General features: G+C 69.5%; 24 protein-coding genes. 10 read left to right on the top strand and 14 right to left on the bottom strand.

What is annotated here, in order from left to right; all coding sequences use genetic code 11:
• Positions 1-83: 83 nt before the first annotated feature.
• Together ACWY4P_RS28665 and ACWY4P_RS28670 are read right to left on the bottom strand one after the other, a co-directional pair.
• Positions 84-392, bottom strand: a complete 309-nt coding sequence (locus tag ACWY4P_RS28665) for a hypothetical protein (RefSeq protein ID WP_311724613.1) — start codon at positions 390-392, stop codon at positions 84-86.
• A gap of 299 nt (positions 393-691) precedes the next feature.
• Positions 692-898: a DUF397 domain-containing protein gene (locus ACWY4P_RS28670; protein WP_319700945.1), complete on the bottom strand. Its 207-nt coding sequence runs from the start codon at positions 896-898 to the stop codon at positions 692-694.
• A 252-nt stretch (positions 899-1,150) separates the two neighbouring features.
• On the opposite strand from ACWY4P_RS28670, the gene ACWY4P_RS28675 reads away from it, so the two are divergent.
• Positions 1,151-2,158: a C40 family peptidase gene (locus tag ACWY4P_RS28675; RefSeq protein WP_456203213.1), complete on the top strand. Its 1,008-nt coding sequence runs from the start codon at positions 1,151-1,153 to the stop codon at positions 2,156-2,158.
• 200 nt (positions 2,159-2,358) lie between these two features.
• Complete coding sequence (locus tag ACWY4P_RS28680) at positions 2,359-3,081, top strand: phosphatase PAP2 family protein (protein WP_456203214.1); 723 nt, start codon at positions 2,359-2,361, stop codon at positions 3,079-3,081.
• Between the two features lie 59 nt (positions 3,082-3,140).
• On the opposite strand, the gene ACWY4P_RS28685 is transcribed toward ACWY4P_RS28680, so the two are convergent.
• Both ACWY4P_RS28685 and ACWY4P_RS28690 read right to left on the bottom strand, forming a co-directional pair.
• The gene (locus ACWY4P_RS28685; protein ID WP_456203215.1) at positions 3,141-4,742 is read right to left on the bottom strand and encodes an FAD-binding oxidoreductase; all 1,602 of its coding nucleotides are present in this window, start codon (positions 4,740-4,742) and stop codon (positions 3,141-3,143) included.
• 71 nt (positions 4,743-4,813) lie between these two features.
• Positions 4,814-4,999 carry a hypothetical protein gene (locus ACWY4P_RS28690; RefSeq protein ID WP_456203216.1) on the bottom strand — a complete coding sequence of 62 codons (186 nt, stop codon included), beginning with the start codon at positions 4,997-4,999 and terminating at the stop codon, positions 4,814-4,816.
• Positions 5,000-5,096: 97 nt separating this feature from the next.
• Here ACWY4P_RS28690 and ACWY4P_RS28695 point away from each other — a divergent pair, with 97 nt between their 5' ends.
• Together ACWY4P_RS28695 and ACWY4P_RS28700 are read left to right on the top strand one after the other, a co-directional pair.
• Complete coding sequence (locus ACWY4P_RS28695; RefSeq protein WP_456203217.1) at positions 5,097-6,203, top strand: hypothetical protein; 1,107 nt, start codon at positions 5,097-5,099, stop codon at positions 6,201-6,203.
• 127 nt (positions 6,204-6,330) lie between these two features.
• Positions 6,331-6,525 carry a hypothetical protein gene (locus ACWY4P_RS28700; protein WP_456203218.1) on the top strand — a complete coding sequence of 65 codons (195 nt, stop codon included), beginning with the start codon at positions 6,331-6,333 and terminating at the stop codon, positions 6,523-6,525.
• A gap of 114 nt (positions 6,526-6,639) precedes the next feature.
• Here the strand turns inward: ACWY4P_RS28700 and ACWY4P_RS28705 are convergent, their stop codons facing one another.
• Complete coding sequence (locus ACWY4P_RS28705) at positions 6,640-7,020, bottom strand: metal-sensitive transcriptional regulator (protein WP_456203219.1); 381 nt, start codon at positions 7,018-7,020, stop codon at positions 6,640-6,642.
• A 194-nt stretch (positions 7,021-7,214) separates the two neighbouring features.
• On the opposite strand from ACWY4P_RS28705, the gene ACWY4P_RS28710 reads away from it, so the two are divergent.
• On the top strand, positions 7,215-7,835 hold the full coding sequence (locus tag ACWY4P_RS28710) for a DUF47 domain-containing protein (protein ID WP_456203220.1): 621 nt from the start codon (positions 7,215-7,217) through the stop codon (positions 7,833-7,835).
• 8 nt (positions 7,836-7,843) lie between these two features.
• Positions 7,844-8,842, top strand: coding sequence for an anion permease (locus ACWY4P_RS28715; protein WP_456203221.1), 999 nt, complete (start codon positions 7,844-7,846; stop codon positions 8,840-8,842).
• Between the two features lie 157 nt (positions 8,843-8,999).
• Here the strand turns inward: ACWY4P_RS28715 and pstB are convergent, their stop codons facing one another.
• From pstB to pstS, 4 genes are all read right to left on the bottom strand, one after another.
• Positions 9,000-9,776: a phosphate ABC transporter ATP-binding protein PstB gene (gene pstB / locus ACWY4P_RS28720; protein ID WP_456203222.1), complete on the bottom strand. Its 777-nt coding sequence runs from the start codon at positions 9,774-9,776 to the stop codon at positions 9,000-9,002.
• 31 nt (positions 9,777-9,807) lie between these two features.
• Positions 9,808-10,884: a phosphate ABC transporter permease PstA gene (pstA, locus tag ACWY4P_RS28725; protein WP_456203223.1), complete on the bottom strand. Its 1,077-nt coding sequence runs from the start codon at positions 10,882-10,884 to the stop codon at positions 9,808-9,810.
• Positions 10,885-11,023: 139 nt separating this feature from the next.
• Entirely contained in the window at positions 11,024-12,010 is a 987-nt protein-coding gene (pstC, locus tag ACWY4P_RS28730; RefSeq protein WP_456203224.1) for a phosphate ABC transporter permease subunit PstC, read from the bottom strand.
• Positions 12,011-12,111: 101 nt separating this feature from the next.
• Positions 12,112-13,245 (bottom strand): phosphate ABC transporter substrate-binding protein PstS, encoded by a 1,134-nt coding sequence (gene pstS, locus ACWY4P_RS28735; protein ID WP_456203225.1) that lies wholly within the window; start codon positions 13,243-13,245, stop codon positions 12,112-12,114.
• Between the two features lie 363 nt (positions 13,246-13,608).
• Between pstS and ACWY4P_RS28740 the strand changes: the two genes are divergently transcribed.
• The gene (locus ACWY4P_RS28740) at positions 13,609-14,763 is read left to right on the top strand and encodes an NlpC/P60 family protein (protein ID WP_456203226.1); all 1,155 of its coding nucleotides are present in this window, start codon (positions 13,609-13,611) and stop codon (positions 14,761-14,763) included.
• A 328-nt stretch (positions 14,764-15,091) separates the two neighbouring features.
• Positions 15,092-16,324: a PP2C family protein-serine/threonine phosphatase gene (locus tag ACWY4P_RS28745; RefSeq protein WP_456203227.1), complete on the top strand. Its 1,233-nt coding sequence runs from the start codon at positions 15,092-15,094 to the stop codon at positions 16,322-16,324.
• An 89-nt stretch (positions 16,325-16,413) separates the two neighbouring features.
• On the opposite strand, the gene ACWY4P_RS28750 is transcribed toward ACWY4P_RS28745, so the two are convergent.
• From ACWY4P_RS28750 to ACWY4P_RS28760, 3 genes are all read right to left on the bottom strand, one after another.
• Positions 16,414-16,758 (bottom strand): DUF2516 family protein, encoded by a 345-nt coding sequence (locus ACWY4P_RS28750; protein WP_456203228.1) that lies wholly within the window; start codon positions 16,756-16,758, stop codon positions 16,414-16,416.
• A gap of 131 nt (positions 16,759-16,889) precedes the next feature.
• Positions 16,890-17,483, bottom strand: coding sequence for a hypothetical protein (locus ACWY4P_RS28755; protein WP_456203229.1), 594 nt, complete (start codon positions 17,481-17,483; stop codon positions 16,890-16,892).
• Positions 17,484-17,501: 18 nt separating this feature from the next.
• Positions 17,502-17,933, bottom strand: coding sequence for a helix-turn-helix domain-containing protein (locus ACWY4P_RS28760; RefSeq protein ID WP_456203230.1), 432 nt, complete (start codon positions 17,931-17,933; stop codon positions 17,502-17,504).
• A gap of 119 nt (positions 17,934-18,052) precedes the next feature.
• On the opposite strand from ACWY4P_RS28760, the gene ACWY4P_RS28765 reads away from it, so the two are divergent.
• Positions 18,053-18,259 (top strand): MmyB family transcriptional regulator, encoded by a 207-nt coding sequence (locus ACWY4P_RS28765; protein WP_456203231.1) that lies wholly within the window; start codon positions 18,053-18,055, stop codon positions 18,257-18,259.
• Between the two features lie 174 nt (positions 18,260-18,433).
• Complete coding sequence (locus tag ACWY4P_RS28770) at positions 18,434-18,766, top strand: hypothetical protein (protein WP_456203232.1); 333 nt, start codon at positions 18,434-18,436, stop codon at positions 18,764-18,766.
• A 65-nt stretch (positions 18,767-18,831) separates the two neighbouring features.
• Here ACWY4P_RS28770 and ACWY4P_RS28775 read toward each other — a convergent pair whose 3' ends face one another.
• Together ACWY4P_RS28775 and ACWY4P_RS28780 are read right to left on the bottom strand one after the other, a co-directional pair.
• A complete protein-coding gene (locus tag ACWY4P_RS28775; protein ID WP_456203233.1) occupies positions 18,832-19,698 on the bottom strand; it encodes an RNA polymerase sigma-70 factor in 867 nt (288 codons plus the stop codon).
• Positions 19,695-20,273, bottom strand: coding sequence for a carboxymuconolactone decarboxylase family protein (locus ACWY4P_RS28780; protein ID WP_456213087.1), 579 nt, complete (start codon positions 20,271-20,273; stop codon positions 19,695-19,697). Before ACWY4P_RS28780 ends, ACWY4P_RS28775 begins: the two co-directional genes overlap by 4 nt.
• Positions 20,274-20,340: the final 67 nt, after the last annotated feature.

The following is a 20,340-nucleotide window of genomic DNA, read 5'->3' on the forward strand; positions in this document are numbered from 1 at the left end:
GACCGGTAGGGGGCTCGGGGGCGGAGGCTTGGGGACGGGGGTGCGCCGCGCGTGGGGGGTCGGCTGTGTGAGCGGGTGGTGCGCTAGACGGCCATGCCGTACACGATCGTGAAGACAGTGCCCAGTGAGCCGATGATGAACACACCGGTCAGCCCGGCGACGATCAGACCCTTGCCCTGTTCGGCGCTGAAGGTGTCGCGCAGCGCGGTCGCGCCGATCCGCTGCTTGGCCGCGCCCCAGATGGCGATGCCGAAGCAGAGCAGCAGGGCTACGGCCATCACCACCTCGATCATGACGCGGGCCTCGCCGCCCAGGTCGCCGAAGGGGCCCCAGTCTGGGGCGATTCCGCCGATGATGGTGTTGATATCGCCCTTGTCGGCCGCTAGAAACATTAGAACTCACCGCCCCTTATGGGTAGTTGTGTGCCATCGTCGGTTGGCACATGCCAGCCTCTATCTTCGCTGACGATCCCGCTTCCGCATGTCGACTTGGCGGCATTTCTTGGCGGATCTCGTACGTGTTGTGGACCACGATGACCTGACCGGCGTACAAAAGCGTCAACGTAGGGCTCTCTGGTCACTGTGTGTATCACGCACGTGGGCGCTGGGCAACGATCAGTGGCGGGGGCCGGAGATCGGCGAGCCCCTCGCCGCTCGCGCTCCGCCCCGGCTCTCTCGCCGCTCGCGCCGCCTTACTCCTCCGCGAAGTCGTCGAACTCGCCGGCCTTGACCCCCTTGATGAACGCCTCCCACTTCGCCTGGGTCGTCACCACGATGTTGTCGGGGTCGTTGCTCTCGCGCATGTAGATCCGGCCATCGGGGCCCGCGGCCACCTCCAGATAGGCCTCCTGCTCTCCGTCCTCCGGGGTCGCGGCCCGCTGCCAGTCGAGCTGTGTCATCGCAATGGTCCTTAAGGAGTGTGAGGTGCTCGGACGCGCCGGACTTTACGCGCTTCGTGCCCGTACGGGAGGCGGTCGAGGGGTGGGGCCGGGCGTACCGGGGGCAGGGGTGGGGCGCAGAGGTGGGGAGGGCCGGGGCATGCGGTGCGGCGGCCCTGCCCCGTCCGTATGGTTTCGGCTGGCGGGCGGCGGATTTTCGCCGTACGTGCGGAAACACGTTCGTATGACGGGCTGATGGGGGAGGATGGGCGGGTGCGTAAGGTCTGGCTGGGCGTCAGTGTCGGTCTCGGGGTTTCCTTTTCCTTCGTCGCGCTCCTCGTCGTCGGTACGTACATGGTCGCCGCGGACCTCGCGGGCGGTAACAGCGGTACGACGGTCGGGCTGGCCAGGGGTGCCGTCCCCGCCGCGTACCAGCCGCTGGTCCAGAAGTGGGGGAATCTGTGCCCCGCGATCAACCCCGCCCTGCTCGCCGCGCAGCTGTACCAGGAGAGTGGCTGGAACCCGACGGCGCAGAGCCCGGCGAACGCCAAGGGGATCGCGCAGTTCATCCCGAGCACCTGGGCGGCCCATGGCGTGGACGGCGACAAGGACGGCGACCGGGACATCCTGGACCCGAATGACGCGATCCCGTCGGCGGCCGCCTATGACTGCTCGCTCGCGAAGTACGTGAAGGACGTCCCGGGCGATCCGACGCACAACATGCTGGCCTCCTACAACGCGGGCGCGTACGCGGTGATCAAGTACTCCGGCGTGCCGCCGTACCGGGAGACCCAGAACTATGTGAAGACCATCACCACCCTGGCCAAGAGCTTCGCGGCGCCCGTCCAGAAGGTGCGGCCCTCGCGGCAGTCGGCCGGGGCGATCTACTTCGCGCAGAAGCAGCTCGGGAAGCCGTATCTGTGGGGCGGTAACGGGACCCCGGAGGACGGCGGGCGGTTCGACTGCTCCGGGCTGACGAAGGCGGCGTACAAGACCGTCGGGATCGAACTGCCGCGGGTCGCCAACGATCAGTGGAACGCCGGGCCGCATCCCAAGCGGGACGAGCTGCTCCCGGGTGACCTGGTCTTCTTCGCGTACAACCTCAACGACCCGAGATCCATCCACCACGTGGGGATCTACGTCGGCGGCGGGCAAATGATCAACGCCCCGTACACTGGGGCGGTGATCCGGTTCGACAAGATCGACACGCCGGACTACATCGGTGCGACGCGGGTGACCAAAGATGGCGCAAAAGCGTTGCCGACGGCGAACTCCGCGTAAAGGCTCCGCGCTGAGCTGCGACGATGGGTCACCCTTCGATAACGTCCTGGTGATCGTTGGGTAGAGAGCGGAACGCCTCGCTCGATGAGGGCGTTTCCTGGAAGTGGATCGGCAGCGGACACAATCGGCATCGATCGCGTTCACCAACGGGGGCCGGCAGCCGCATGTAGCGACAGGCAAGAGATAAGGGGCCACGGCACATGGCTGGACTCGCACTGGACGGGTCGAACCCTGATGTCAGCCTGCTCTACGACATCAATGGACTCGCCAAGGACGCTCCGCACTGGTTCGACCGCGTCATGGAGTTCGTCGGCGAGTACGGGATCATCATCGGGCTGGTCCTGGTCCTGCTCGGCGCCTGGTGGAGCGTGCGCAAGCGCCCGCAGGACGCGCCGTCGGCCGTCGCCGGGCTGGTGTGGGCGCCGCTGGCCGCCGGTCTCGCGCTGCTCGCCAATATCCCGATCAGGGAGTTCGTGGAGCGGCCGCGGCCTTTCAAGGACCACCAGGGGCTGGACGTCCTGGTGGCGGGCAAGTCCGACTTCTCCTTCGTCAGCGACCACGCGACGCTGACCATGGCGATCGCCGTGGGCGTGTTCATGGCCAGCCGGACCTACGGAGTGGCCGCGATCGGCCTCGCGCTGCTCGAAGGGTTCTGCCGCGTCTATATGGGCGTGCACTACCCGACGGACGTCATCGGCGGGTTCGCGCTGGGCACGGCGGTCGCGCTGCTGCTGGCCCCGCTCGCGATGATGCTGCTGACCCCGCTGACGACGGCCATCGCGGGCTCACGGGCGGGCTGGCTGGTCCGGGCCGGCGCGGCCCCCGCGGCAGGGGAGGCCGCGGAGGAGGACGTGCCGGAGCTGTCCGGGCCCCGCTCCTCGGGCGGCGGCAGCGAGTGCCGCGGCAAGGACCTGGCGGCCTGAAGTAGTCCTAATGGCCCCAAATGGGGCGATGGGCCTCAGGGGCCTGAGGGCCCCAGCGCTCACAGCGCCTGCGGGAAGTCGAACAGCCGGTTCGGGTCGTAACGTTTCTTCAGCTTGGTCAGCCGGTCCGCGGCCGACCCGTAGTACGCGGTGCGCCAGTCCTTGAGGGACGCGTCCGTGTAGTTCTGGTACGCCGCCCCCGACGCATGGCGCCGCATCGCCGTATGGGCGCCGTCGAGCCAGGAGAGCTGTGCTGTCCCGGCCCCGCCGGCCGCCCAGGAGGCGGTGTACTGCGCCAGGAAGCGCGAGCGGCGGTGTACGAAGGCGGTGGCCAGCGGCGCGACGCGGTTGACGGCCCCGCCGAGCGCGGTGAGCGCGATGCTGACCCCGCCCCCGCCGCCCGTACGGCGCCCGTACGCCTCCACCTGGCCGAGCATCGCGCGCACGCCCGCCTCGCTCAGGGACCGGGCGTAGAAGTCGGAGCGGGCCGCGTAGGTCTCCCGCTGGAGGACGCCGGACGAACTGCGGCCCGGCGTGCTGCCCGGGAGGTGGCACTGGGTGGTGCCGGTGTCGCCGCATCCGGCGTACATCCGCATCGCCTCCACATAGCCGCGCCGGCGCAGCGTGACTCTCGAGGCGGGGCCGGGCCCGCCCGGGCCGTCGGCGAGCCGGTCGACGGCGTTCTGCAGCTCGCCGTACGTGCCGAGCGAGAAGCAGCTCACCGAGACGGTCGGGGTGCGTCCGGGGGAGGCATCCAGGTGGAGCGCCGACCAGATCTCGTCCGGCTGGTCCGGGCCCCACTTCTGCCAGGCCCGCAGCACCGTCGCCGCCTTGGCCCACGGCCAGGTCATATAGCAGGTGACGCCGTCGGCGGCCCGGTGGGTGCGGAAGCGGAGCTCGGTGACGACGCCGAAGTTGCCGTTGCCGGCGCCGCGCAGGGCCCAGAACAGATCGGCCTCGCGGTCCTTGGACACCTGGAGGGTCCGGCCGTCGGCGGTGACGACGCTGGCGCCGGTGAGGTTGTCGGAGGTGAGCCCGTATGCCCGGGAGACGACGCCGTGGCCGCCGCCGAGGGTCAGACCGGAGATGCCCACGGTGGGGCAGGAGCCGCCGGGTACGGTCACGCCCGACGCGCCCAGGGTGGTGTAGACATCGATGAGCTTGGCGCCCGCGCCGATCCGGGCCTCGCCGGAGGAGGTACGGATCGACTTGAGCGCGGAGACGTCGATGACGAGGCGGCCGTCGCCGCTGGACCAACCGGCGTAGCTGTGGCCCCCGTTGCGGATGGCGACGGGGGTGCCGTGGCGGCGGGCGAAGTCCAGGCACTCGGAGATGTCCGAGGTGTTGGCGATGTAGGCGACGGCGGCGGGCCGCAGCCGGTCGAAGCGGGTGTTGTAGAGCTGGCGGGCGGTGGCGTAGTCGGAGTCGCCGGGGCGTATCAGATCGCCCTGTAGGCCCTTGCCCAGCGCGGTCCAGTCGGCGGCCCGCGGTTTGCCGTCGGAGCCGCCGGCGGAGGCCGAGGCGGAAGCAGAAGCGGAGGACGAGCGGGTGGACGGGTCGTCGTCGGCCGCCGCCTGTCCCGAGTCCTTGTCACACGCTGTGGCCCACGCCCCCGTGGTCGCCAGTGCCGTGCCCGCTGCCAGTAGTGTCCGCCGGTTCATGGCGGCCTCCCGTCCCACTTGACGCTGCTGCCCCACCAGTTGGCCGGGCGGTCGCGCGCAGGCCCGGTCCCCTACTCAGAGGGCGAGGCGGTGCATCCGGTTCCGTTGGCATGGCCGGCCGCGTCGGTGCGGGCCTTGTCCCGGGACCGGCGGGCGGGGCCGTGCCAGCCGCAGGAGCAGCGGGCGGTGCAGAAGGAACCCTTTTCCACAGTGGTGGTGCGGTGTTGGTCGGGACGGGAAAAGCCGGAGTCGAGCACATGACCACGCTACCCGGCCGTGACGGGCCCTAGGGGCGAGTCGTTAAACGAACAAGTACCAAGGCGTGGACGAGCGTGGCCAGGGGGTCGGCGGTCGATGGAAATCCAGCGGCGTACGGGCGGTGCCCGGACGAGGCGCATGGCGGCCGCCGTGGCGGGCGCGCTGCTGGCCGGGCTGATGGCGACCACGACCATGGCGACCTTGACCGGCTGTTCCGCCGAGACGGCCGCCGACGAGCTCCCCGGCGGCGAATCGCGCGCGGCCGCGGTCGCCGCGCTGCACCACGCCGCCGATGTGCTGGTCCGGTCGGGCAGTTCCCGGGTCCGTACGACCATGGAGACGGCGACGGGCGGCACGCGCGTGTCGATCCGGGGCAGCGGCGCGTACGACTTCGTCAGGCGGATGGGGCGGCTGCGGCTGGTGCTGCCCAGGGACGCGATGGGGGCCGCCGAGCATGAGCCGATCACCGAACTGCTGGCCTCGGGCGCGCTGTTCATGCGGAACCGGGGCGCGGGCATTCCGCCGGACAAGTGGGTCCGGGTGGACACGGCCGGCATCCCGGACGGAAATCTGGTCACGGGCGGGGCGACCGATCCGCTGGCCGCCGCCGAGCTGCTGCGCGGGGCGCGGCGCGTGAGCCTGGTGGGTGAGGAGGGGCTGGGCGGGACGGTGGTGCGGCACTATCGCGGGACGACCGACATCGGGCGGGCCGCGCGGGTCGCGTCGCCGGGCGTGCGGGGCCCGTTGGCAGCCGCCGCTCGGGGGTTCACCGAACACGCGGTGCCCTTTGACGCCTATCTCGACCGGCAGGGGCGGCTGCGCGAGGTGCGGCACCACTTCACGGTGACCAGAGAGGCCAGCGGTCAGGGCGGTCAGGGCCGTCAGTCCGGTCAGGGCGGTCGGGACGGTCAGTCTGGTCAGGACAGCCAGGGCAGTCAGTCCGGTCAGTCCGGTCAGTCCGGTCAGGACAGCGCAACCGGAACCGGAACCGGAGGCGGGACCGCAAACGGAAGCGGGAGCGGCACTGGACGACCGGGGCAGGGCGCTCCGGGACACCCGAGCACCCCCGGCCCCCAGGGCGTACGGCGCACGCTGGGGGTGGCCTCCACCATCGAGCTGTACGACTTCGGCGCACCGGCCGCCGTAACGCTCCCCAAATCATCGGATATTTACACAGGAAGGGTTGGATCCCCCCAGACCTAGCCAGCGCATGCCGTTCAGCCCCGTGAAATGGTCCATCCGTGCCATGCGCGGAGTGTGTGCCGATCCCTACGCTGGGAAGCCGCTGCTCGGAAGTGCTCGCAGATGCTCGCAGGAGGAGGTGAAACACGTGGTTGCGCGTCGCGGCTCGTCGGGCCCGGACCCCGTGGCCCTCGTCGAGATCGATCTCTACGGTGAGTTGATGATCGCTGCGTCCAGCGCGGACGAGGAAAGGCTCAGTCCGGACCGTATCGACGAGGTGCTCCAGGTGGCGGAGGACCGATCAAATCCAGCCGAGGGCGACGGCGAGGGCGCCCGGCCGTAGCGCCGGCGGCGGCGGTCGTCCGCCGACGAGGGCCGGAGGGTCGGCAGGCCCAGAGGCCCGGCGGGCCGGAGGGGCGGGGGCCCAGCGGGTCGGAGGGGCGGGCGGGTGGCGTCGTCAGGTCCGCAGCAGGCGGGCGATGGCGGCGGTGGCCTCGGCGACCTTGGCGTCGACCTCTTCGCCGCCCTTGACGGCGGCCGCCGCCACGCAGTGGCGCAGGTGCTCCTCCAGGAGCTGCAGTGCGAAGGACTGGAGCGCCTTGGTGCTCGCGGAGACCTGGGTGAGTATGTCGATGCAGTAGACGTCCTCCTCGACCATCCGCTGCAGGCCCCGGACCTGGCCCTCGATGCGGCGCAGTCGCTTGAGGTGCTGGTCCTTCTGCTTGGCGTAGCCGTGGCCGGTGTGCTCGGCGAGGGGGGCCTCCGCCCCGGGCTCGGACGCCTGGCTCCGCTCCTCGCCCTCGGTGGGGGCGGTGCTGTCGGCTGCCGTGGTCGTCATGGCGTCCTCCCGTTGTTCGCACTATATCCGCATATACCCCAGCTGGGTATATGGTACCGGGTCTGCCTGGTTGGACCGGGTCCCTGTGATAAGCACTCTGCCCTATGGGTCACACTGGGGAACGCCGGTTACCGTGGCCGGATGATGCACCTAGCATCAACGAGACAGACCCCGATGCATTCCGAGGATCCCCAGTGCGCTTTCGTCTGACCCCCAGGGAGACGAGCTTCTACGACATGTTCGCGGCTTCCGCGGACAACATCGTTACCGGCTCGAAACTCCTGATGGAACTGCTCGGGGCGGACTCCTCCGCTCGTACCGAGATCGCCGAACGCATGCGGGCCGCGGAGCACGCGGGGGACGACGCGACACACGCGATCTTCCACCAGCTGAACTCCTCCTTCATCACGCCGTTCGACCGCGAGGACATCTACTCCCTCGCCTCCTGCCTCGACGACATCATGGACTTCATGGAGGAGGCCGTCGACCTGGTCGTCCTCTACCAGATAGAAGAGCTGCCCAAGGGGGTCGAGCAGCAGATCGAGGTACTGGCGCGGGCCGCGGAGCTGACCGCTGAGGCGATGCCGAACCTGCGCACCATGACGAACCTCACCGAGTACTGGATCGAGGTCAACCGTCTCGAGAACCAGGCGGACCAGATCCACCGCAAGCTCCTGGCGCACCTGTTCAACGGCAAGTACGACGCCATCGAGGTGCTCAAGCTCAAGCAGATCGTGGATGTGCTCGAAGAGGCGGCCGACGCCTTCGAGCACGTGGCCAACACGGTCGAGACGATCGCCGTCAAGGAGTCCTGAGCCTCGGCATGGACACCTTCGCGCTTGTCGTGACCATTGCGGTCGCGCTCTTCTTCACGTACACCAACGGCTTCCACGACTCGGCGAACGCCATCGCCACCTCCGTCTCGACCCGGGCGCTGACCCCGCGGGCGGCGCTCGCGATGGCCGCGGTGATGAACCTCGCGGGTGCCTTCCTGGGCAGCGGGGTCGCCAAGACCGTCAGCGAGGGCCTGATAGCCACCCCCACCGGCAAACAAGGCATGATGATCTTGTTCGCCGCGCTGGTGGGCGCGATCACCTGGAACATGGTGACCTGGTATTTCGGTCTTCCGTCGTCTTCCTCGCACGCCCTGTTCGGCGGCTTGGTGGGGGCGGCCCTCGCCGGGTCCAGCACCGTCCACTGGAGCGGGGTGGTGGAGAAGGTCGTCATTCCGATGTTCCTGTCGCCCGTCGTGGGCATGGTGCTGGGCTACTTCGTCATGGTGGCCATCCTGTGGATGTTCCGGAACGCCAACCCGCACAAGGCCAAGCGCGGCTTCCGCATAGCCCAGACCGTGTCCGCGGCGGCCATGGCGCTCGGCCACGGTCTGCAGGACGCCCAGAAGACCATGGGCGTCGTGGTGATGGCCCTGGTCATCGCGGGTGTGGAGGACGAGAGCGACGCGATCCCGGTATGGGTGAAGATCGCCTGCGCCGCGATGCTCTCGCTCGGTACGTACGCGGGCGGCTGGCGCATCATGCGCACGCTGGGCCGGCGGATCATCGAGCTCGACCCGCCGCAGGGGTTCGCGGCGGAGACCACGGCGGCCTCGGTCATGTACAGCGCGTCGTTCATGTTCCAGGCGCCGATCTCCACGACCCATGTCATCACCTCGGCGATCATGGGCGTCGGCGCGACCAAGCGGGTGAACGCGGTGCGCTGGGGCGTGGCGAAGAACATCATCCTCGGCTGGTTCATCACCATGCCCGCGGCGGGCGGTGTCGCCGCGCTCAGCTACTGGATCGTCAACCTGGCCTTCGGCTGACGGCGGTACGCACTACACAAAAACACACCGCACAAACGCGGCGGGCCCGCCCCCTGAGTGATCGGGGGGCGGGCCCTTCGTCCTGTGGTGGCACCGCCATGCAGCACCACAGGACGTTCCTCGTCCGCGCCGGCGCACCGGCGCGGGAGGCGGTGGGTCAGCCGAAGCGGCCCGAGATGTAGTCCTCGGTCGCCTGGACGGACGGGTTGGAGAAGATCCGCTCGGTCTCGTCGATCTCGATGAGCTTGCCCGGCTGGCCGACGCCCGCCAGGTTGAAGAAGGCCGTGCGGTCCGAGACGCGCGCCGCCTGCTGCATGTTGTGCGTCACGATGACGATCGTGAAGCGCTCCTTCAGCTCACCGATCAGGTCCTCGATGGCGAGCGTGGAGATCGGGTCGAGCGCCGAGCACGGCTCGTCCATCAGCAGCACCTGCGGCTCGACCGCGATGGCACGCGCGATGCACAGCCGCTGCTGCTGGCCGCCGGACAGGCCCGCGCCCGGCTTGTTCAGCCGGTCCTTGACCTCGTTCCACAGGTTGGCGCCCTTGAGGGACTTCTCGACGACGCCCTCCAGCTCGCTCTTCTTGTACGAGCCGTTCAGCTTCAGCCCCGCCGCGACGTTCTCGAAGATCGACATCGTGGGGAAGGGGTTCGGGCGCTGGAAGACCATGCCGACCGTACGCCGCACGGACACCGGGTCGACGCCCGTGCCGTACAGATTCTCGTCGTCCAGCATCACCTTGCCCTCGACCCGGCCACCGGGGGTGACCTCGTGCATCCGGTTCAGGGTGCGCAGGAAGGTGGACTTGCCGCAGCCGGACGGGCCGATGAAGGCCGTCACCGAGCGGGGCTCGACGGTCATCGAGATGTCCTCGATGGCCTTGTGGCTGCCGTAGTAGGCGGTCAGGCCGCTGACGTCGATGCGCTTGGCCATGTGAATCACTTCTCTTCTTCGTGGCGTGGCCTCAGCGGCCGGTCTTCGGGGCCTTCCAGCGGGCGATGCCGCGGGCGAGCAGGTTGAGGATCATGACGAAGGCGATCAGGACGAGCGCCGCCGCCCAGGCCCGGTTGTACGAGGCGTCGTTGCCGAGTTGCCACTGCTCGTACACGTAGTACGGGAGCGAGGACTGCGCCCCGTCGAAGGGGTTGTTGTTGATCCCCTGGGCGCCGAACACCAGCAGCACGATCGGGGCCGACTCACCGGCGATACGGGCGACCGCGAGCATCACACCCGTGATGATGCCGCCGATCGCGGTGGGCAGCACCACCTTGAGGATGGTGCGCCACTTGGGCACGCCCAGCGCGAGGGAGGCCTCGCGCAGCTCGTTCGGGACGAGCTTGAGCATCTCCTCCGTCGAGCGGACGACGATCGGCATCATCAGGATGGCCAGGGCCATCGCGCCCGCGAAGCCGGAGTAGTCGAAGTCCAGGATGATGATCCAGAAGGTGAGGATGAACAGACCGGCGACGATCGAGGGGACGCCGGTCATGACGTCCACGAAGAAGGTCACGGCCTTGGCGAGCCGGCCACGCCCGTACTCCACCAGGTAGACGGCGGTCAGCAGGCCGATCGGGGCCGCGATGACGGTGGCGATGAGGACCTGCTCCAGCGTGCCGATGATCGCGTGGTACGCGCCGCCGCCGGGGAGGATCGTCTGCACGCCCTCCATGGAGTGGCCGAGGAAGTAGCCGTCGAGGACCTTGCTGCCCCGGTCGATGGTCTCCCAGATCAGCGAGATCAGCGGGATCACCGCCGCCAGGAAGGAGACCCAGATCATGCTGGTGGCCAGCCGGTCCTTGGCCTGGCGGGAGCCCTCGACCCTGGCGGTCAGAACGAAGGAGATCAGGACGAACAGCAGCGCGGCGATCAGGCCCCACTGGACCTTGCTGCTCAGATCGCCGGCGACGCCGATGCCGATGCCCAGGCCGGCCGAGAGCAGCGCCAGGGCGATCGGGGCCCACTTGGGCAGCCGGGGCTGCTGGAGGGCCGGACGCGGCGCGTCCCCGGCCACCTGGCTTTTGTCGATGACTGCGTTACTCATGCGCCGCCCCTTTCGTTCGCCCCGCTGCGGCAGCAGCTGCTCGTTCCATCAGCGGCTCCGCCGCGGGCACTGTCGCCCGCGCGGCGCAGAGGCGCGGCTTTCGCGGTCGTCTGCGGCCCGGCGGCCGCGCGTGCGTCGCTCACGCCGCGGCTCCCGAGTACTCCTTGCGGCGGGCGATGATCAGCCGCGCGGCGCCGTTCACCAGCAGGGTGATGACGAACAGCACCAGACCGGAGGCGATCAGCGCGTCACGCGCGGGGCCGTCGGCCTCCTTGAAATGGCTGGCGATGTTCTGGGCGAAGGTGCCGCCGCCCGGGTCCAGCAGGCTGGGGATGATCTCGTAGTTGGGGGAGAGCACGGTGGCCACGGCCATCGTCTCGCCCAGCGCGCGGCCCAGGCCCAGCATGGAGGCGCTGATGATGCCGGAGCGGCCGAAGGGGAGGACCGACATCCGGATGACTTCCCAGCGGGTCGCGCCGAGCGCGAGCGCGGCCTCCTCGTGCATCTGCGGGACCTGGCGGAAGACCTCGCGGCTGACGCTGGTGACGATCGGGATGATCATGATCGCCAGCAGGATGCCGATGGTGAACAGGGAGCGCGCGGCGCCGTCGTTGTACTCGAAGATCTTGGTCCAGCCCAGGTAGTCGTCGAGCCACTTGTACAGGCCGGTCAGGTGCGGGACGAGGAAGAGCGCCCCCCACAGGCCGTAGACGATGCTGGGGACCGCCGCGAGCAGGTCGATGACGTAGGCGACCGGGGTGGCCAGCCGGCGCGGCGCGTAGTGCGAGATGAACAGTGCGATGCCGACCGCGACCGGGACGGCGATCAGCATCGCGATGATCGAGCTGACGACCGTGCCGTAGGCGAGGACGGCGATGCCGAAGACCATCGGGCGGCTGCTGGTGTTCCACTCGAAGGTGGTCAGGAAGTTGCCGTGGTCCTCGGAGATGGCAGAAACCGCGCGCACGGTGAGGAAGACCGCGATGGCGGCCATGATCACCAGCAGCAGTATGCCGGAGCCCCGGGAGAGGCCGAGGAAGATCTTGTCGCCGAAGCGGCCGGTGCTGCGAGACCTGGCCTGAGCCGGCGGCTCTGTGGGGGATGTGGGTTCTATGTCCGTTTCCATGGGTTCTCCGGTCTGCGGAGCCGGTGGGGCGTGGCTCCTTGCGCGGCGGTGCACCGGACGGTGCGGCCGGCTCCGTGTCGTCGGAGCCGGCCGCACTCAGATCAGGAGAGGCTCGCGACGCTCTCGCGGACCTTCGTGGCGATCTCGGTCGGCAGCGGGGCGTAGCCCAGGTCCTTCAGAGAGGCCTGGCCGTCCTCGCTCGAGACGTAGGTCAGGAACGACTTGGTGGCGGCGAGGGTGTCGGACTTGTTGCCCTTGTCACAGGCGATCTCGTACGTCACCAGCGTAATCGGGTACGCGCCCTCTGCCTTGGTGTCATATGCCAGGTCGAGGGCGAGGTCCTTGCCGGTGCCCTTGACCTTGGCCGCGGAGATGGCCTTGGAGGCGTTGTCGACGGTGGCCTGGACCGGGGCGGAGGCGCCGGTGTTCAGGTCCACGGTCTTGATGCTACTGGCGGTCGCGTACGACAGCTCGAAGTAGGAGATGGCACCGGAGTTCTGCTTCACCTGCGAGGAGACGCCGGCGGAGCCGTCCGCGGCCTGGCCGCCGTCGCCCTCCCAGGCCTTGCCCGGCTCGTGCGGCCACGACTGGGGGGCGGCGGCCTTGAGGTACTTGGTGAAGTTGTCGGTGGTGCCGGAGTCGTCCGAGCGGTGGAAGGCCTGGATCTTGAGGCTCGGCAGGCTGACGCCCTTGTTGAGCTTCTTGATCGCCTCGTCGTTCCAGTTCTTGATCTTGTTGTCGAAGATCAGGGCGAGGGTCTTGGCGTCGAGGGTCAGCTTGTCCACGCCGGGAACGTTGAAGCCGACGGCGATCGGGCCGCCGACCATCGGCAGGTTGATGCCCTGGCCGCCGCCCTTGCACATCTTCTTGGAGGAGGCGACCTCTTCGGGCTTGAGCGCCGAGTCGGAGCCCGCGAAGGCGGTCTTGCCCTGCAGCCACTCCTGGATGCCCGCGCCGGAGCCGGTGGCCTTGTAGTTGATCTTGACGTCCTTGCAGGCGCCGCCGTAGTTCTTGACCCACAGGTCCATGGCGTTCTTCTGGGCGGACGACCCGGACGCCAGCAGCTGGCCCTTGCCCTCGCACTTGATGTTGCTGGCGTCGGCCTTGGTGCCGCCGCCACCGCTCGAGGAACCGCTGTTGTCGTCAGAGCCGCAGGCGGTGAGGACCAGGGCGCCGGAGACGGCAAGGGCACCGGCGGCAATGGCGCGAAGCCGGTTGTTGCGCTGAAGCTTCACTTTCGGGTTTTCCTTCCAGAAGCCGCCGGTGGGGACGGCGCACGAAGAGGTAGGTGTTGCGCGTTACTGGTTGTGCTCAGACGCGCGCCGGTCGTGCCAAGGGCGCGGCCAGCACTCTGTAGGGCCGAAATTAGGCAGATCAGGTGAAGCAGCTGAAGGGCATGGGTGAACGGGGGGTGAACCTCGGCCGTCAGGGTGGTGGCCCAGGGAGGCACTGATTCCGGTTGGGTGGGGGTGATGGGGAAGGCGATCGGCGCGTGACTCTGTCGGATTGCGGTACGGCATGTCACTATCCGTCCCTACGTACCGGTAAGTCAGCTCAGGCACGCGGGTTACGCGACGGCTCGTGGAGGTCCGCAGGTGATGAGGAAGCGGAAGGTGCGGCGGGACGGCAGGGGAGGGGGCGCGGGCGTCGCCGCGGCCACCGCGTTCGTCTGCGCCGTGGGGATGTCGGTGGGAGCGGAGCGGGCGCAGGCCGCCCCGCGCGAGCCCACGCCCGGGGCGGGGACGGAGTCGGGGACGGGGGCGGGGTCGGGGTCGGGGTCGGGGTCGGAAGGGGCCGCGGGCGCCGGGTCCGGGAGCGGCACCCTGCAAGAGGTGCACAAAAAGGTGGAGAGCCTCTACCGCAAGGCCGAGGCGGCCACCGACGCGTACAACCTGGCGCGCGAGAAACAGGCCCGCCAGGAGAAGCGGATCGTGAAGATCGCGCAGGCCGTGGTCAAGGCACAGAAGCGGATGGCGGGCCTGCGGAAGCGGGCCGGGGCGGTGGCCCGGGCCCAGTACCGCAACGGCGGAATTCCGCCAGAGGCGCAGCTGCTCCTCGGCGACGACCCGGACAGGTTCCTCGACGACGTCACGCTGGCGCGCAAGGGCCAGCACGCGACCCGGGGTCTGATGAACCAGCTGGAGAAGACGCAGGCCACGCTCGACCGCTATGCGAAGGCGGCCTCCCGGGAGTGGGAGCGGCTCGACTCCAGCCGCGCGAAGAAGGCCGCGGCGCGCAAGGAGATCCGGGCGAAGCTCACCCGGGCCAGGCAGCTGGAGTCCCGGCTCCGGGCGAAGGAGCGGGAGCGGCTGCGGCAGCTGGAGGAGGAGCAGCAGCGCCGGGCGCAGACGACCTGGCTGGGCTCCGGGATACTGCGGAAGGTCGGAGGAAAGGGCACCTCGCAGGGGCGGCGGGCGGTGGACTTCGCGACGGCGCAGCTCGGCAAGGACTATGTGTGGGGCGCGGAGGGCCCCGACACCTACGACTGCTCGGGGCTGACGCAGAAGGCCTGGGCCGCGGGCGGCCGCTCGATCCCGCGCACCTCGCAGGAACAGTGGCGGCAGCTGCCGAAGGTGGGCGTCGAGCGGATGCGGCCGGGGGACCTGATCATCTACTTCAAGGACGCGAGTCATGTGGGGATGTACGTAGGGGACGGCGCGATCATCCACGCGCCGCGCCCCGGGCGGCAGATCACGGTCGCCGGGGCGGGCTCGATGCCGATCCTCGGTGTCGTACGCCCGGAAGGGGGTTGAGGCGGGGGTTGAGGCCGGGGACCGACGTTGAGGGCTGAGGGCTGAGGGCTGAGGGCTGAGGGCTGAGGCAGCGGCAGGGGTCGCGGCCGGAAGCTGAGCGGCTATTCGGTCATTTCGCCCTACGCTGGCGTGATGTTTGTCATCCCGCCGTCAGGCCTCGGCGTGTCAACTCCCCGTCTTGCTTTGGCATATGACAAAAGTGGCTGTCCGAAGGTCATTCCGCTGGGGCCTGCCCTAGCGCTATGGTCGCCTCTTCAGTGTCCGGCGCTGGGTCGTTGAAAACGGCCGTGGAGCGCCGCGCTCCCGGGGGGAGGGAAGGAATCGAGCGATGTCCGTACCCGCGACCGGGCAGCTGGAGGCGCCGGCCACCGAGGCCCTGCCCGCCGCGCCGCCCGACAACGGGCTCACCCTGCTGGTGATCGGGGAAGACCCCGCCGGCTCCTTCACCGTCCCCGAATTGCTGGACACCGAGGGGAACCGGGTCCGCATCCGCATGGCTCGCAATCTCACCGAGGCCGAGCGGCTGCTCACCGATGACGTCCAGTGCATCCTGCTGGACCTGGCCCTGCCCGGCCCCTGCAAGAAGGCGGAGGACGAACTCGACGCCCTGCGCGCGGTGCTGCGGCTCGCGCCCGCCCACGCGGTCCTCGTGCTGACCGCCGTGGAGGACGGGGAGCGCGCCGCCGAGGCCGTACGGGTCGGCGCCCAGGACTTCCTCTTCCGCGACGAGCTGGACGGACGGCTGCTCAGCCGCGCCATCCGCTACGCCGTCGAGCGCAAACGCTCCGACCTCGCCCAGCGCCAACTGACCGAGTCCCGGCTGCGCGCCCAGGAGAACGCCCGGCTGGAGCGCGGGCTGCTGCCCACCCCGCTGTTGCAGGGCTCGGGCCTGCGCTTCGCCGCCCGCTACCGGCCCGGCCGCAGCCGCGCCCTGCTGGGCGGCGACTTCTACGACACGGTCCGCACCCCGGACGGCACCGTGCACGCGATGATCGGCGACGTCTGCGGACACGGCCCCGACGAGGCCGCCCTCGGCGTCGAGCTGCGCATCGCCTGGCGCGCCCTGACCTTCGCCGGGCTCTGCGGCGACCAACTGCTCGGCACCCTGCAGCAGGTCCTGGAGAACGAGCGCGCCGACGAAGAGATCTTCGCCACCCTGTGCACCGTCGACATCGCGCCGGACGGGCGGCGGGCCGGGGTGTGCCTGGCCGGCCACCCCGCACCCCTGGCGGTACGCCCCGGGCGGGCGCCCCGGCTGCTGCCCGCCGACGACAACGGCCCGGCACTCGGGCTGCTGCCGGGCGCCCGCTGGCCGCGCCGGGAGATCGAGCTCGGCGGCTCCTGGAGCCTGATGATGTACACCGACGGGCTCATCGAGGGGCGCGTCGGGAAGGGCGTGCAGCGGCTGGGCCAGGAGGGGATGGTCGAGATCGTGGCCCGCGGGCTGACGGCGGGGCTGCGCGGCGAGGAGTTGCTGGACAACACCGTCACCGAGGTGCGGGCGCTCAACGGCGGGGAGCTGACGGACGACCTGGCCGTGCTGCTCCTCGACCGCGGCTGACACCGCCGACCAGGCTGACACCCCCGGCCAGGCTGACACCCTCCGGCCAGATCGCTCGCCGGCCAGACCGCTCGCGCGCGCCGCGCCGCTCAGCGGCCGTTGAAGGGCCCGTACGGGCCGTCGGAGCTGGAACCACGGCCGCGCGGCCAGTTGCGGCCGCCGCCGGAGACCTGCCGGAGCGCGGGCCGCACATCGACGAAGTACACGATGGTCGCGATGAGCCCGAGGATCGGCAGGAAGTCGAGGATCCCCATGAAGAAGTTCACCGCGGCGGCGATCCCCAGGATGATCAGCCAGAAGGGCTTGTTCTGCTTGTCCGCGGCCCGGTAGGCGTCCTCGCGGCGGATCGCGGCGTCGACGAAGGCGAACAGGCTGAACAGGAGCAGCCCCCAGGAGACCCAGTACAACAACTGGTTGAAACCTTGTACCAGCACGCCGTCCACCGCCTAGACCACCTAGAAGATATGTATGGGAAGCGTTCCATCGGCCACCGTACCCGCTGCCAGGGCCGGGCACGCAGTGCGTACCCGGCCCTAGGTGTGCTCTCCGGGCGGACGCCCGTCCCTCAGCCCTGAGGCTTCGGCGGCGTCTTCTTCGCGCCGGGGGCGGGAGCGGGGGCCGGCTTGCGGGCCGGGGCCTTCTTGGCGACGGGCGCCGGCTTGACCGCGGTCTTCGTCGCGTCCTTGGACGACTCGCCCGAGACCGGGACCGGCTCCTCCTTCGGCTCGATGGCGCTGGCCACCTCGACCATCTCGTCGGCCGCCTCGCCGCGCCAGGTCTTCACGACCTCCTGGCCGTGCTCGGCCACCTCGTCGTACCGCTCCCGCGCCTTGACGGCCAGCTCGGCGGCGCGGCCCACGCCCTGGAGCGCCAGGTCCTGCGCCGTGTCGCGGAGCTTCTTCAGGTCGGTGTCGAGCGTGCCCAGCAGCTCGGTGAGCTTCTCCTGGGCCTCCTTCGCCTGCTGGGTGACCCGGTCCTGGACGGCCTTCGGGTCGGTGTTCTTCACGGCTGCCAAGCGCTCGGGGGCCTCGGCGACGATCTTCTCGACCAGCGACGGCACCTCCTTGAGCTTCTGGGCGGCAAGGTCGGCCGTGCCCGCCACGAAGTACAGGGGGGTCGGGTCGGTGAGCGTCTTACGCACATCGTCGGTGATGGCCATGCTGATGGTCCTCCCGGATCAAATCGAGGGTTCGGCGTCGTCGTCGGCGCTGCCGGAGGGGGTGCCCGAGGGGGTGCCCGATGGGGTGTCGCCCGCGGCGGGGTCGGGTGCGTTCTCCTTGCGGAACGACTCGTAGATCTGCAGCAGCACCTGCTTCTGCCGCTCGTTGATCGACGGATCGGCCAGTATCACACTGCGCGTCTCCGTCTCGTCCCGGTCCCGCTCATCGAGAATCCCGGCCTGCACATAGAGGGTCTCGGCGGATATCCGCAGCGCCTTCGCGAGCTGCTGGAGGATCTCCGCGCTCGGCTTGCGCAGCCCGCGCTCGATCTGGCTCAGATACGGATTGGACACCCCGGCAGCGTCGGCGAGCTGGCGCAGCGAAAGCTGCGCGCTGCGTCTCTGCTCACGCAGAAACTCACCGAGGGTGCCGACGTTCAGTGATGCCATGCCTCCATGCTGCCGCACTGATGCTAACTATTGCAAGCATTTGCTTGCAGTCGTACGTCTGGGGCTCCCTGTGGACCCCCACCGCCGGGTTCAGGGGCTTCGGCTGGACGACGTCGAGCGTGAGCACTGGCGCAGGCGGCCAGCACGCCGCGGGACTGAAACGGGTCAACCACCCGCAGGTCGGGCGCATGGACCTCGTCTACGAGAACCTGTACCCGGCCGGCGACAACGATCTGTCCATCCTCACATTCAGTGCGGAACCGGACGGTCACTCCTGTGATCGCATGGCAGGTCTGCATCATCTCGCCCACGCACAGACGGCCTGACCTCGACGGACGTCGGGCTGGACGTGGGGGTCACTCGGCGTGACTCCCTCACGGAGGGGCGGCTCCTTGGCGAGCGGGACATCCGGGTCGCGGACGTCCCGGGCCCTCAGCTGGCCGCCGGGCCGGACGCCCGTCGGCCGGATGTTCGCCACGAACGGCGGAGTCCGCGCTGGCATGGCGCCGGTCCGCGCCTACCTCGAAGCACTCCCGCCCGACGTCCTCTCCGGAGCGATCCAGCCCGGCAAGGTGTTCGACGCCGAGGTCGCCCTCGACAACATCGCCGAGGGCTACCGCGCCATGGACGAACGCCGCGCCATCAAGGTCCTCGTCCGCCCCAACCGACCGACCGACCGACCGAGCGCCGCGGCGGCAGCCCGCCGCCGCGGCGGAGAAATGAGTGCGATGCGCTACCGCCGCTTGGGCAACTCCGACCTCGAAGTCTCCGAGCCCGCCCTCGCCACCGCCGCCACCCCCGGCATCACCCGCCGCACCCAGGCGCGGCGCTGAGAGACGTGGCACCAAGTCTTTCCGGAAGCAGTTGCCCGCTGCCGGGACAGCGGAGCGGCAGGGGCTTATCTGGCGAGTTCGGCCGGTTCGTCCAGTCGTGTCAGCTTCTGTGGGTTTCGCACCACGTAGATCCGGGTGACCTGCCCGTTCTCCACCGCGAGGCTCACGGCGGCCGGTTCGCCGTCGAAGGCGATCCGGCCCGCAGGCTCGCCGTTGAGCCATACGGTCGTCGTCTCGAGCGCGGTCACCACCCGGTTCGCGCGCGCCAGCAGCGGCGCCACCAGTTCGGCCCCGTGGATCGGAGCCAGAGCGGCGGCCACGAGCCCGCCGCCATCGGCGATCAGGACCACGTCGGGTGCCATGATCTCCATCAGCTCCTGCAACTGCCCGGTGCGCAGCGCGATCAGGAACCGCTCCACCACGGCCTGTTGTTCCGACCGGCTCACCCGTACCCGGGGGCGTCGGGCCGCCACATGCTCGCGTGCCCGCCGGGCGATCTGGCGTACCGTGGCCGTGGATTTTCCGATGGCTTCGGCGATCTCGCCGTAGGGTAGTTCGAAGACCTCGCGGAGTACGAACACGGCCCGTTCTGCCGGGCCGAGTGTTTCCAGCACGGTCAGCATCGCGATCGAGACGCTCTCCGCGAGTTCGATGTCCTCGGCGACATCGGGGCTGGTCAGCAGCGGTTCCGGCAGCCACTCGCCTACGTATTCCTCGCGGCTGCGTGAGAGGGTTCGCAGGCGGTTGAGCGCTTGCCGGGTGACGGTCCGGATGAGGTATGCCCGTGGGTCGCGCACCTGTGCGTGGTCGACGTCGGCCCACCGCAGCCAGGATTCCTGCAGCACGTCCTCCGCGTCGGCCGCCGAGCCGAGCATCTCGTAGGCGACGGTGAACAGCAGGCTGCGGTGGGCGACGAACGGGTCCTCGGTCATGCCGTCGACGCTACGCGGGACGTCTCAGGACGCGCGGCGAGCGGTATCTCGCAGGCATCGGAGTAGCCCTGCGACGTGACTCCGTTCGCGTTGTTGTTCCTGGTCGCCATGTTGACGAAGGCGATGTACGCGGTGAGCTCGACCATCGCCGCCGGGCCGAGCCGGTCGAGCAGGCTCGCGTACAGCTCGTCGGTGACGGTCGGCGGCGTGTTCGTCATGGCCTCGGCGTACTCCAGGACATCCCGCTCCAGCGGGGTGAACACCTCCGACTCCCGCCAGCGCGGCACCTGGCTCGCCTTGGCCAGGTCCAGGTTCTGGTTCAGCGCCTGGAAGTAGCCGACGTCGAGGCACCAACTGCAGCCGACCTGCGCCGCGACGGCCATGTGCGCGAACGACTTGAGACTCGCGTCGGCCGCGTTCCACTCGGCCAGCTTGGCCGAGAACTCCAGGTTGTCCGTGGCGACGTCGGGGTTGTTGAACACCACCTCGACGGGCTCGGGCACGGCACCGAGCTGCTTGATCATGTTTTCGCTGAGCTCGGTGGGGAGCTCGGCCTTCGGGACGCGTAGCGCCATGGTGTCCTCCGTGTACGTGTGCGTGTTTGGCATGAAGACACCGCCGGGCCCGCGAATGTGACAACCA

The organism is Streptomyces sp. LZ34, assembly GCF_053890475.1.

What these genes read in the sequence shown, in the direction of transcription:
- ACWY4P_RS28775 (WP_456203233.1), bottom strand. Translation starts at nt 19,698, where the DNA reads ATGACCGAGGACCCGTTCGTCGCCCACCGCAGCCTGCTGTTCACCGTC.
- ACWY4P_RS28780 (WP_456213087.1), bottom strand. Translation starts at nt 20,273, where the DNA reads ATGGCGCTACGCGTCCCGAAGGCCGAGCTCCCCACCGAGCTCAGCGAA.
- ACWY4P_RS28705 (WP_456203219.1), bottom strand. Translation starts at nt 7,020, where the DNA reads ATGACGACCACGGCAGCCGACAGCACCGCCCCCACCGAGGGCGAGGAG.
- pstC (WP_456203224.1), bottom strand. Translation starts at nt 12,010, where the DNA reads ATGGAAACGGACATAGAACCCACATCCCCCACAGAGCCGCCGGCTCAG.
- ACWY4P_RS28740 (WP_456203226.1), top strand. Translation starts at nt 13,609, where the DNA reads ATGAGGAAGCGGAAGGTGCGGCGGGACGGCAGGGGAGGGGGCGCGGGC.
- ACWY4P_RS28685 (WP_456203215.1), bottom strand. Translation starts at nt 4,742, where the DNA reads ATGAACCGGCGGACACTACTGGCAGCGGGCACGGCACTGGCGACCACG.
- ACWY4P_RS28670 (WP_319700945.1), bottom strand. Translation starts at nt 898, where the DNA reads ATGACACAGCTCGACTGGCAGCGGGCCGCGACCCCGGAGGACGGAGAG.
- ACWY4P_RS28745 (WP_456203227.1), top strand. Translation starts at nt 15,092, where the DNA reads ATGTCCGTACCCGCGACCGGGCAGCTGGAGGCGCCGGCCACCGAGGCC.
- pstA (WP_456203223.1), bottom strand. Translation starts at nt 10,884, where the DNA reads ATGAGTAACGCAGTCATCGACAAAAGCCAGGTGGCCGGGGACGCGCCG.
- ACWY4P_RS28770 (WP_456203232.1), top strand. Translation starts at nt 18,434, where the DNA reads ATGGCGCCGGTCCGCGCCTACCTCGAAGCACTCCCGCCCGACGTCCTC.
- ACWY4P_RS28715 (WP_456203221.1), top strand. Translation starts at nt 7,844, where the DNA reads ATGGACACCTTCGCGCTTGTCGTGACCATTGCGGTCGCGCTCTTCTTC.
- pstB (WP_456203222.1), bottom strand. Translation starts at nt 9,776, where the DNA reads ATGGCCAAGCGCATCGACGTCAGCGGCCTGACCGCCTACTACGGCAGC.
- ACWY4P_RS28665 (WP_311724613.1), bottom strand. Translation starts at nt 392, where the DNA reads ATGTTTCTAGCGGCCGACAAGGGCGATATCAACACCATCATCGGCGGA.
- ACWY4P_RS28755 (WP_456203229.1), bottom strand. Translation starts at nt 17,483, where the DNA reads ATGGCCATCACCGACGATGTGCGTAAGACGCTCACCGACCCGACCCCC.
- ACWY4P_RS28680 (WP_456203214.1), top strand. Translation starts at nt 2,359, where the DNA reads ATGGCTGGACTCGCACTGGACGGGTCGAACCCTGATGTCAGCCTGCTC.
- ACWY4P_RS28695 (WP_456203217.1), top strand. Translation starts at nt 5,097, where the DNA reads ATGGAAATCCAGCGGCGTACGGGCGGTGCCCGGACGAGGCGCATGGCG.
- ACWY4P_RS28760 (WP_456203230.1), bottom strand. Translation starts at nt 17,933, where the DNA reads ATGGCATCACTGAACGTCGGCACCCTCGGTGAGTTTCTGCGTGAGCAG.